7 protein-coding genes and 1 tRNA gene are annotated in these 11,493 nt (G+C 74.1%); 5 read left to right on the forward strand and 3 right to left on the reverse strand.

Going from position 1 to position 11,493, the window contains the following annotated elements; all coding sequences use genetic code 11:
* The gene (locus tag AC4OR8_RS08645) at positions 1–1,083 is read left to right on the forward strand and encodes a WD40/YVTN/BNR-like repeat-containing protein (RefSeq protein WP_492165127.1); all 1,083 of its coding nucleotides are present in this window, start codon (positions 1–3) and stop codon (positions 1,081–1,083) included.
* A gap of 335 nt (positions 1,084–1,418) precedes the next feature.
* Here AC4OR8_RS08645 and AC4OR8_RS08650 read toward each other — a convergent pair whose 3' ends face one another.
* On the reverse strand, positions 1,419–1,991 hold the full coding sequence (locus AC4OR8_RS08650) for a hypothetical protein (RefSeq protein WP_492165128.1): 573 nt from the start codon (positions 1,989–1,991) through the stop codon (positions 1,419–1,421).
* Positions 1,992–2,000: 9 nt separating this feature from the next.
* Entirely contained in the window at positions 2,001–3,125 is a 1,125-nt protein-coding gene (locus AC4OR8_RS08655; protein ID WP_492165129.1) for an ATP-dependent DNA ligase, read from the reverse strand.
* 84 nt (positions 3,126–3,209) lie between these two features.
* Here AC4OR8_RS08655 and AC4OR8_RS08660 point away from each other — a divergent pair.
* The 4 genes from AC4OR8_RS08660 to AC4OR8_RS08675 all read left to right on the forward strand — a co-directional run bounded on the left by AC4OR8_RS08660 (position 3,210) and on the right by AC4OR8_RS08675 (position 8,177).
* Positions 3,210–3,288, forward strand: a tRNA-Gln gene (locus AC4OR8_RS08660).
* A gap of 179 nt (positions 3,289–3,467) precedes the next feature.
* Positions 3,468–5,477, forward strand: coding sequence for an ice-binding family protein (locus AC4OR8_RS08665; RefSeq protein WP_492165130.1), 2,010 nt, complete (start codon positions 3,468–3,470; stop codon positions 5,475–5,477).
* A gap of 179 nt (positions 5,478–5,656) precedes the next feature.
* The gene (gene glmU / locus AC4OR8_RS08670; RefSeq protein ID WP_492165131.1) at positions 5,657–7,117 is read left to right on the forward strand and encodes a bifunctional UDP-N-acetylglucosamine diphosphorylase/glucosamine-1-phosphate N-acetyltransferase GlmU; all 1,461 of its coding nucleotides are present in this window, start codon (positions 5,657–5,659) and stop codon (positions 7,115–7,117) included.
* Between the two features lie 79 nt (positions 7,118–7,196).
* A complete protein-coding gene (locus AC4OR8_RS08675; RefSeq protein ID WP_492165132.1) occupies positions 7,197–8,177 on the forward strand; it encodes a ribose-phosphate diphosphokinase in 981 nt (326 codons plus the stop codon).
* Positions 8,178–8,819: 642 nt separating this feature from the next.
* On the opposite strand, the gene pepN is transcribed toward AC4OR8_RS08675, so the two are convergent.
* Complete coding sequence (pepN, locus tag AC4OR8_RS08680) at positions 8,820–11,264, reverse strand: aminopeptidase N (RefSeq protein WP_492165133.1); 2,445 nt, start codon at positions 11,262–11,264, stop codon at positions 8,820–8,822.
* Positions 11,265–11,493: the final 229 nt, after the last annotated feature.

Here is an 11,493-nt window from a genome sequence, read left to right on the forward strand (position 1 = left end):
ATGGCACGCACCGTCCTGATGGTGGGCACCCGCAAGGGGTTGTGGCTCGGCACGTCCGACGAGGCCCGGGAGGACTGGACGTTCACCGGCCCCCACTTCGACCTGGAGGAGGTGTACTCCTGCCTCGTCGACACCCGCGACGGGAGGGTGCGGCTGCTGGCCGGTGCCTCGTCGAGCTGGCTGGGTCCGCGGGTGCGCTGGTCCGACGACCTCGGCGCCACCTGGCAGGAGGCACCCGACGGGGGCGTGCGCTTCCCCGCCGGCGTGGACGCCTCCGTCGAGCGGGTCTGGCAGCTGGTGGCGGGCGCGACGCCCGGGGTGGTCTGGGCCGGCACCGAGCCGGGCGCGGTGTGGCGCTCCGACGACTGCGGTGAGACCTTCGCGCTGCAGACCGCGCTGTGGGACCACCCGCACCGACCCCAGTGGGGCGAGGGCTTCGGCGGCCAGGCGTTCCACACCGTGCTGCCGCACCCCACCGACCCGGCCGCGGTGACGGTGGCCATCTCCACCGGAGGCGTCTACCGCACCACCGATGCCGGTGCGTCGTGGGCGCCGGCCAACCACGGCATCCGTGCCGACTTCCTCCCCGAGGGCGAGCAGTACCCGGAGTTCGGCCAGTGCGTGCACAAGGTGACCCGCCACCCCGCGCACCCCGAGCGGCTGTTCCTGCAGAACCACGGCGGCGTCTACCGCTCCGACGACGCCGGCGCGCGGTGGGAGCCCATCCACGACGGGCTGCCCTCCGACTTCGGGTTCCCGGTGGTGGTGCACCCCCACGAGCCCGACACCGTGTACGTCTTCCCCATCGGGGAGGGGCGCTACCCGCCGCAGGGCCGGGCCCGCGTGTGGCGCTCGCGCGACGCCGGCTCGTCGTGGACCGAGCTGGGCGAGGGCCTGCCCGACGACTTCTACGTCGCGGTGATGTGCGACGCGATGTGCACCGACACCCACGCCTCCGCCGGGCTGTACGTCGGCGCGCGCGACGGGTCGGTGTGGGGCTCCGCCGACGGCGGCGACACCTGGCGCCAGGTCGTGCGGCACCTGTCCGACGTGATGGTGGTGCGGGCGGCCGTCGTCGACTGAGGGCCGCCGGGGCGTCCGATCCGCAGGGCCCGCAAATGCAGGGACCCGCCCGGCCGGTGGCCGGGCGGGTCTCCTGTCAGTGGTCCGGTCGCCCCCCGGCGACCTGTGGAGTCCCCCCGGACTCCTGGACCCGGTCCTCGTCGTCGTGACCGCGTTCCCCCCAGGATCGCGGTGCTTCGCCGACTCGGACCGTCGTGCCGGTCAGCCCCCCGGCTGTCCGACGACCAGAACACTAGGCGGGTGGGCCTCACAACGGGGCAAAGCGAAATCCACAGTTCGTCAACAAAACCGGGGGCCGTCGACGTCCGGTCGCGGTGTGCGACCGGGGTGGCCGCTCAGATGAGCGAGACGCCCTCGCCGCCGCCGGCCTGCTCGTCGAAGCTCTCGTGCTCGAGCAGGTGCAGCACCGGCACGCCCAGCTTGCGCCGCGCCTGCGACGACCAGTCGACGTGGAAGAACTCCGCGACCACGTGGGGCTGGGTGAGGATGATCGCCTCGCGGCCGTCGACCTGCGCCACCTTGGCGGCCAGGGCTTCCACCGGCGAGGTCGCGACCAGCTCGCCGTGCACGGTGACGCCGGAGGCCTGGAGGTGGTGCACCGTCGCGGCGAGGCCCTCCACGGCGCGGTGGCGCGCGTCCTGCTCGACGGCGTCGAGGTCGACCTCGCCCAGGGTGACCGCGGGCGCGGCCAGCGGCTCCCCGGACAGCGAGCCCATGGCCGCCTGCACCTGCGCCGCGGCGTCCTCGACGGGCAGCAGCACGTGGTAGGTGACCGGCTCCTCGATGGCGTCGTGCAGCGAGCGCACCTGCGCGGCGTCACCGGCGCTCAGCGCCTGCTCGACGAGCAGGACGACGTCGTAGTCGGCGGGGGCGGAGGACGGGGTCACGGGCTGGCTGTGCTCACTCATGCCGCGACCCTAGTGCGTCGCGGCGACGTCCCCCGAGCCTCCGGAGGCCCCCAGGACGCTGCCCAGGTCGTAGCGCACCGGCTCCTCGAGCTGCTCGTAGCCGCACGACGCCGGGTCGCGGTCGGGCCGCCAGCGCTGGAACTGCGCGGTGTGGCGGAAGCGGCGGCCCTCCATGTGGTCGTACTTCACCTCCAGCACCAGCTCGGGGCGCAGCGGCGTGAACGACAGGTCCTTGCCGGCGCTCCACCGGCTCTGCGTGCCCGGCACCCGGTCGGGGTTGGCCACGGCCCACTCGTCCCAGGCCCCCCACGGGTGCTCCTCGACCGGGCAGACCAGCGGGGCGAGCTCCTCCACGAGCGCGGCGCGCCGCACCGCGGTGAAGCTCGCGCTGACCCCGACGTGCTGCAGCACGCCGTCGGCGTACAGCCCCAGCAGCAGGCTGCCCAGCAGTGGCTTCTCCGGCGTGGAGGTCTTGTGCTCGCGGTAACCCGCCACCACCACGTCGGCGGTGCGGACGTGCTTGACCTTCAGCATGGTGCGCCCGTTCGGGCTGTACGGCGCGTCGAGCCGCTTGGCCACCACCCCGTCGAGCCCGGCGCCCTCGAACTGCTCGAACCACCGCTGCGCCTCGGCCTGCTCGGTGGTGGTGCGGGTCAGGTGGCACGGCCCGCCCAGCCCGGCCAGCGGGGTCAGCGCCTCCTCCAGCGCCGCGCGGCGCTCGCGGAAGGGGTGGTCGACGTACGACGTGTCGTCGAGGGCGAGCAGGTCGAAGGCCACGAACGACGCCGGGGTCGTGGCGGCGAGCAGGTCGACGCGGGACGCGGCGGGGTGGATGCGCTCCTGCAGCACCTCGAACTGCAGGCGGCCCTCGGAGGCGACGAACAGCTCGCCGTCGAGCACGCACCGCTCCGGCAGCTGCTCGCGCGCCGCGGCGACCACGTCGGGGAAGTAGCGGGTGAGCGGCTTGGTGTTGCGCGAGGTCAGCTCCACCTCATCGCCGTCCTTGAACACCAGGCACCGGAAGCCGTCCCACTTCGGCTCGAACGACAGCCCGCCTAGCGACGCCGGGTCGGGCACCCCCGCCACCGACTTCGCGAGCATCGGCTGGACGGGCGGCATCACGGGCAGGTCCACCCCGCCACCGTAGCGATCCGGGCCGTGCGGTGGTCGCGGGCTGGTGTGCGCGGGGGCGGGGCGGGCCATACCCTGTGGCACCTATCCCCGGTTGGTCTGCCGGCAGGGCCCGCCTGACTTTGAATCAGGACTAGCGACGATGGTTCGACTCCATCCCGGGGAGCTGACCGGCCCGTGCCACGGCACGGTGCCACACCCGTCCGCGAGCCGAACGGCCACAGGATCGGCGTTCGTCGGACGCGTGGCCGTGCGGCGCGCACACTGCGGGTGCAGGCAACCGCGACCCCCCCTCGTCTGGAGCACCAGACGGACACTCGCGGTGCCTCGACCGAAGGCGCCCCCATGCTGCCGACCCGTGCCCGTCCCCGCACCACCCCCCGCACCTCGATCGCGCGGGTGGCCCTCGGACTGTCCGCCCTGCTGGTCGTCGTCCCCCTGGCGACGGTCTCGACCGTCGGGGTCGCCTCGGCCGTCGAGGCGCCCACCCCCGCGGTCGACCTCGGCACGACCGAGGCCTACTCGGTGCTGGCCGGTGCCGGCGTCGCCAGCACCGGCGCGGCCACCGTGCTCGCCAAGGACCTGGGGCTCAGCCCCACCGGCACGATCTCCGGGTTCCCGCCGGGCGAGGTCGAGGGCGCGGTGCACGACAAGGACGCGGCCGCCGAGGCGGCGCAGGAGGACCGGCAGGCGGCCTACGACCAGGTGGTGGCGCTGCCCAGCACCAGCGCCTTCGCCGGCGACCAGGCCGGGAAGACCTTCGGGCCCGGGGTCCACACCAGTGCGGCGGCCTTCACCAACACCGGCACGATGACCCTCGACGCCGACGGCGACCCGAGCGCGGTCTTCGTCTTCCAGGTCGGGGCGGCGCTCAGCTCGGCCGCGGCCACGAAGGTGGTGCTGACCGACGGAGCCTTGGCGAACAACGTGTTCTGGCAGGTCAACGGCGCGGTGTCCATGGGCGCCGGCGCCAAGTACGTCGGGACGTTCCTGGCCGCCGGCGCCGTCGCGTTCGGCGAGGGCGCCTCGCTCAAGGGACGTGTCCTCACCCCGTCGACGGTCACCCTCGCCAACACCCCGGTCACCGAGCCCAAGGACGACCTGACGGCCCCGGTCGTCACCATCGACGCCGGCGACACCAGGTCCACCAACGACACGACACCGATGATCTCGGGCACGACCGACGAGCCGACCGGTCGGCCGGTGACCGTCACCGTGGACGGGCCCGGCGGCCAGGTCCTGACCACGAAGGTCGGCGCCGCCGGCGCCTGGGCCGTCAGCGCGACGACGCTGGTCGAGGGGCCCCACGACGTCGTGGCCGCGGTCACCGACGCCTCGCAGAACGTCGGCACGGCGACCCAGGTCCTCGTCGTCGACCTCTCCGCGCCGAGCGTCGGCATCGACGGTGGTGCCCTCCGCGAGACCAACGACGCGGCACCGACGGTCACCGGCACGACCGACGAGCCCGTCGGCACGCCGGTGACCGTCACCGTGGACGGGCGCACCCTCGTCTCGTCGTCGGCCGCCGACGGCTCCTGGAGCGTCGACGCAGGCCCGCTGGAGGAGAAGGCCCACTCCGTGGTGGCCTCGGTCGCCGATCGCGCCGGGAGCACCGGCAGCGCCACCCAGGTCCTGGTGATCGACGTGACGCTGCCGGTCATCGCCATCGACGGGGGCGCCACCCGGTCGACCGACGACACCTCGCCCTGGACCTACGGCACCACCGGTGAGCGGGCCGGCACGACCGTCCGGGTCGCCATCGGTGGGCAGGACCTCACTGCGGTCGTGCGCAGCGGCGGCACCTGGAGCGTCAGCGCGACCGACGTGCCCGAGGGTTCCTACACGGTCGTGGCCACGGTCACGGACGCGGCGCAGAACACCAGCACCGCCCAGCAGACCCTGGTCGTGGGGGACGCGCCGGTCGACCCCGAGCCGCGCCACCGGCCCGACGCCGCGATCCGGTCGACGACGGGGGCCTACGTCGGGGTCGAGTCCTACGGCGCCGACCAGCGGGTGAGCCAGCGGGTCCGGGCGCGGGCCGTCGCCACCTACCAGGTCCGGCTGACCAACCGGGGCGACGTGGGCGACGCCCTGACGGTGCGCGGCGCGGCGCGCAGCCCCGAGTTCACCGTCCAGTACCTGGCCGGCACGACGGACGTGACCCGGGCCGTCACGGCGGGCACCTACCGCACCGCCGAGCTGGCGCCGGGCGGGGCGGTCACGCTGACCGTCAGGACCGGCCCGGCCCGCGCCGCCACCGCGGGCGACAGCCGCAGGCTCGCCGTCCGCGCGGCCTCCGAGCACGCCCCGGCCGTCCGGGACACCGTGGTCGCCGTGGTCCGGATGGTGCGCTGAGGCCACACCCCTCCGCGGCACCGGACCGGCCCGCCGCGCCCGGACCTGTGAAACCATGCGCCCGTACTGACCATCCCCGGCGAGACCCACAGGTGGGACGGGCGAAGTCGCTCCTCGACCAGGACCACTGGCGTAGGTTCGACTCCTGCCCGGGGAGCATGGAGGAACAGTTGAACGACGTGACCGTCATCGTCCTGGCCGCCGGAGGCGGCACCCGGATGAGGTCGAAGACGATGAAGGTCCTGCACCCCATCGGGGGGCGCACGATGATCGGCCACGTCCTGGCCGCCGTCGGTGCGCTGGAGCCGCGGCGGGTGGTGGCGGTGGTGGGTCATCAGCGCGAGCAGGTGGGTCCCCACATCGCCGCGCTGTCTCCCGACGCCGTGCTGGCGGTGCAGGAGGAGCAGCACGGCACCGGCCACGCCGTGCGGGTGGCCGTCGACGCGCTGGTCGCGGCGCAGGGCAGGCCCAGCGGCACCGTGCTGGTGGCGTACGGCGACACGCCGCTGCTGAGCGGTGAGTCGCTGCGTGCGTTCGCCGCCGACCACGAGGCCGCCCAGCGCGCGGTGAGCATCCTGTCGGGACTGGTGCCCGAGCCCCACGGCTACGGCCGCGTGGTGCGCGACCCCGACGGCGACGTCGTGGCGGTGGTGGAGGAGAAGGACGCCACCCCCGCGCAGCGCGAGATCGGCGAGATCAACTCCGGGATCATGGCCTTCGACGGCGACTTCCTGGTGGAGTCGCTGCCCCACCTGCGCAACGACAACGCCAAGGGCGAGTACTACCTCACCGACCTCGTCCAGCTCGCCCGCGACGGCGGGATGATGGTCGGGGCCTACGCCATCGACGACGTCCGCCAGACCGAGGGCGCCAACGACCGCGTGCAGCTGGCCGCGCTCGGCCGCGAGCTCAACCGCCGCATCGTGGAGCGCTGGATGCGCGAGGGCGTCACCGTGATGGACCCCGACACCACCTGGATCGACTCCGACGTGGTGCTCGAGCCCGACGTGACGATCCTGCCCGGCACCCAGCTGCTCGGGGCCACCGTGGTGGCCGAGGACGCCGTCGTCGGCCCCGACACCACGCTGAAGGACTGCGAGGTGGGCGCGGGCGCCCGGGTGGTGCGCACCCACGGCGAGCTGGCCGTGGTCGGCGCCGGCAGCACGGTCGGCCCGTTCGCCTACCTGCGTCCCGGCACCCGCACCGGTGTCGAGGCCAAGGTCGGCACGTTCGTCGAGACCAAGAACGCCGTGCTCGGCGACGGCGCCAAGGTGCCGCACCTCTCGTACGTCGGCGACGCCGAGATCGGCGAGGGCACCAACATCGGCGCCGGCACGATCTTCGCCAACTACGACGGCGTGGCCAAGCACCGCACCACCGTCGGTCGGCACGCCCGCACCGGGTCCAACAACACCTTCGTCGCCCCGCTCACCATCGGCGACGGCGCCGCCACGGGCGGTGGCACCGTGGTGCGCGCCGACGTGCCGGCCGGCGCCCTGGCGGTCTCGGCCGGCCCGCTGCGCATCGTCGAGGGGTGGGCGCAGGCGCGCCGCGCGGGCACCGCCCAGGCCGAGGCCGCAGCGGCGTCGTCCGCGCGACGCGAGGGTGAACGAGAGGTGTCGCACACCCCTGACGCCTGACGTGGACCCGGCGTGGGCACCGCACTCGATCTGCGACACACTGCAGGGGTCCCACCTCCTCGCGACCGAAGGCAGCGACGTGACCGGAATGAAGAAGACCACCGAGAAGAACCTCATGGTCTTCACGGGACGGGCCCACCCCGAGCTCGCGCTCGAGGTGGTCGACCAGCTCGGCGTCAACCTCGTGCCGACGTCGGCCTACGAGTTCGCCAACTCCGAGATCTACGTGCGCTACGAGGAGTCGGTGCGCGGCTGCGACGCGTTCGTGCTGCAGAGCCACACCGCGCCGATCAACGAGTGGATCATGGAGCACCTGATCATGGTCGACGCGCTCAAGCGCGCCAGCGCCAAGCGGATCACCGTGGTCATGCCGTTCTACGGCTACGCCCGCCAGGACAAGAAGCACCGCGGCCGCGAGCCCATCTCGGCGCGGCTGATGGCCGACCTCTTCAAGACCGCCGGCGCCGACCGGCTGATCGCCGTCGACCTGCACGCCGACCAGATCCAGGGCTACTTCGACGGCCCCGTCGACCACCTGATGGCGCTGCCGATCCTCACCGACTACGTGATGGAGAAGTACGGCGACCAGCAGCTGTGCGTCGTCTCGCCCGACGCCGGGCGGATCAAGGTGGCCGAGCGCTGGTCGGCCAAGCTCGGTGGCGCCCCGCTGGCGTTCATCCACAAGACCCGCCGCACCGACCGCCCCAACGAGACCGTCGCCAACCGCGTGGTCGGTGAGGTGGCCGGCAAGATCTGCGTGCTCACCGACGACATGATCGACACCGGCGGCACCATCGTGAAGGCCGCCGACGCGCTGATGGCCGACGGCGCCGCGGGCGTCATCATCGCCGCCACCCACGCGATCCTCTCCGACCCCGCCGTCGACCGGCTGAAGAACAGCCCCGCCACCGAGGTCATCGTCACCAACACCCTGCCGATCCCCGCCGACCGGCACTTCGACAAGCTCACCGTCCTCTCCATCGCGCCCCTGGTCTCCCGCGCCATCCGCGAGGTCTTCGAGGACGGCTCCGTCACCTCGATGTTCGACGGCCACACCTGAGCCGACCCCGGTCGGACGCCCGGCCTCGCTCGTCGGTCGGTCGGCCGGGCGCGCAGCGCCCCTCGCTCGTTGGTTGAGCAGGGCGCGCAGCGCCCGTGTCGAAACCTCCGCAGCCTGCGCTGGGACCTGCCCGCGTCCGGTCCCAGCGAACGGGCGGGTGGTCTCGATACACCTCGTCGCTGGCGCTCCTCGGCACTCGACCACCGAGGGGGGCCCGGTTCGTTGGTTGAGCAGGGCGCGCTAGCGCCCGTGTCGAAACCTCTGCAGCGTGCGCTGGTACCTGTCCCGGGTGGGTTCGAGCGGACGGCTGGGTGGTCTCGACACACCTCGTCGCTGGCGCTCCTCGGCACTCGACCACCGAGGGGGGCCCGGCACGTTCGTCGGTCGGCTGGGCGCGCAGCGCCCCTCGCTCGTTGGTTGAGCAGGGCGCGCAGCGCCCGTGTCGAAACCTCCGCCGCCCGCGCTGGGACCTGCCCGTGTCCGGGTCGCGGCGAACGGGTGGGTGGTCTCGATACACCTCGTCGCTGGCGCTCCTCGGCACTCGACCACCGAGGGGGCCCGGCCTCCGTTCGGGGGTCGGGAGGGCGCGCAGCGCCCGTGTCTAGACCTCCGCAGCCCGCGCTGGGACCTGCCCCGGGCGGGTCAGCCCAGGTCGTCGAGGCGGTCGTCCCAGTGCCGGCGCAGGACCGTCGGCACGTCGCCGGTGAGCGCGTCGCGCAGGCGGGTGACCTGGTCGGGGGAGAAGGCGACGCGGGGGAAGGCGCGGCCGACGACCTGTGAGAAGGCCTGGCCGCGGCGGGCGGCGATGGTGGGTCCCTCGTCGAGGTAGCGGCCCACCCACGGCGAGACCAGGTCGGCCTGCTCGGGCGACCAGAGCCCCGAGAGCAGCGCCTCGAACATCCGGTTCGAGACCTGGTCGTCGTCGGCGGCGGCCCGCCACGCCTGCTCCTTCGCCTCCTCGGTGGGTCGGGCGGCGAGGGCGGCGGCCGCGCCGAGCTCGCCGCCGATGCCGGCGTCGCGGCGGCGCTCGTCGTCCACCAGCGCCTCGTCGGCGCCGCCGAGACCGGCCAGGCGCCGCACGACCGCCCACCGCAGCCCGGGGTCGAGCTCGACGCCGTCGGCGGTGACCCCGTCGCGCAGCCAGCCGCGCAGCAGGTCGGCGTCGTGGGTGCTGCCCGCGAGGCCGCCGGTGAACGCGATCGCCAGCTGCGCGCCGGGCGAGCCGGGGGCGGGAGAGGCCAGGGCGGCCAGCCCGTCGCGGCAGGCGCCCGCCACCACCTCGAGGGCGGCCCCGGCGCGCTCGGCCGGCAGCCGCCGCAGCAGCACGGCGTCGGTGGTGCGGCCCAGCACGGCCTGCAGCAGCGCCACGTTGCGCTCGGCCGGGAGGTGTCGCGCCACCAGGTCGAGGTGGCTGGCCGCGTCGACCGCGCGGTCCTGCACCAGGTCGAACGCGGTGGTCCACAGCACGGTGCGCACCAGGTCGTCCTCCACCGCCCCGAGGCCGTCGACCACCACGCCCCACGACCGCTCGTCGAGGCGCAGCCGGGCGAAGGTCTCGCCGTGGCTGTTCGGCACCACCGCGAGACCCGCCCACTCCTCGAGCCGCACCGGCTCGTCGGCCAGGTCGACCATCCGCGAGCCCACCTCGCGCGGCGCCCCCGCCGCGCCGTCGTACGCCGTGACGCGCAGCCGGTGGGGCCGCACGCCCTCGCGTGCGACGACCGGCACGTCACCGTCGCGGGTGACCCGCACCGTGTCGAAGCCGGGCCGGCGCAGCCACACCTCGGCCCACGCCCGCACGTCGCGCGGCGAGGCCTCGTCGAGGGCGTCGACGAGGTCGGCCAGGGTGGCGTTGCCGAAGCGGTGGCGGCGCAGGTGGGTGTTGACCCCGGCGAGGAAGTCGTCGTCGCCCAGCCAGGTCACCAGCTGGCGCAGGCAGGAGTTGCCCTTGGCGTAGGAGATCGCGTCGAAGTTGGCGAACGCCGCGTCGACGTCGGGCACGTCCTCGGCGAGCGGGGCCACCGGGTGGGTGGAGCGCCGCTCGTCGGCGTCGTGGGCGGCCGGCTTGCGCCCGGCCTCGTGGGCCACCAGCGTGCCGGCGAAGCCGGCCCCGTCGGCGGCCACCCGGTAGCCCATGTAGTCGGCGAAGCTCTCGTTGAGCCAGGTGTCCTCCCACCAGCGCATCGTGACCAGGTTGCCGAACCACATGTGCGCCATCTCGTGGGCGACCACCGTGGCGCGGCGCAGGCGCTGCACGTCGGTGGTGCGCCCGCGCGGCAGGATCTCGTCGCGGTAGGTCACGCACCCCGGGGTCTCGAGCGCGCCCCAGTTCTGCCCCGGCACGAACACCTGGTCGTAGGAGTCGAAGGCGTACGGCTCGTCGAACAGCTCGGCGTAGTGGTCGAAGCAGGCGGTGGTGGTGGCCCTGAGCTCGTCGGCGTCGCGATCGAGGTCGGCGGCCAACGACGCGCGCGCGTGCCAGCCGAACGGCAGGCCGGCGTGCTCCCAGGTGACGGAGTGCCAGGGCCCGGCGCACACCACCAGCTGGTCCACCGGCACCGGGGGAGTGGTGGCGAAGGTCCACCGGCCCCCGCCGTGGTGGGTGCCGCGGCCGTTGGCCAGCACCGTCCACGACGGGTCGGCGCTCACCGAGAGCGTGACCGGCGCCTTCAGGTCGACCTGGTCGAAGCACGGCAGCACCCGCTGGGTGACGTCCATGCCGAGGTACGCCGAGGCGTAGGTCAGTCCGTCGGCGGGGTCGGTGACCAGGTGCATGCCGTCGCCGTCGCTGACGTACGGCACCGACGCGCGCACCCCCACCTGCACCGGCACCCCCGTGGGCAGCCCGGTGAGCGGCAGCCGCCGGCCGTCGTAGGCCACCGCGGTCTCGACCCCGTCGACGGTGACCACGACGTCGCTCCCCGCGGTGAGCTCGAGGAACGTGTCAGGCAGCGAGGTGGTGAAGGTCAGCATCACCTCGACCCCGAAGCGCCCCGACTCCCAGCCGGTGAGGTCGAGGTCGACCACGTAGGCCAGGTCGGTCAGGTGGGTGGCGCGGTGGCGCGCCTCGGCCAGCGTGAGGGACATGGCCCGACCCTAGGCCCGCCCCGCGAGCGCGTGGCGCGCCGCGCGACACGCCGGGCCCGGCGGGGCAGGGGCCGGCCGACCCCGCGAGCCGTGGCCGTTCGCGTGCGCGGGGGCCCCCCTCCGTGGTGTGATCTGTCCTGAGCACGTGTGCCGTCTGCAGAAAGTGGGCACACCACCATCGGCCCCGGCCTCCCGGGACCGTCTGCACGCCTGCCCCACCGCACACCAC

It is taken from the genome of Nocardioides sp. FY1077 (assembly GCF_058681775.1).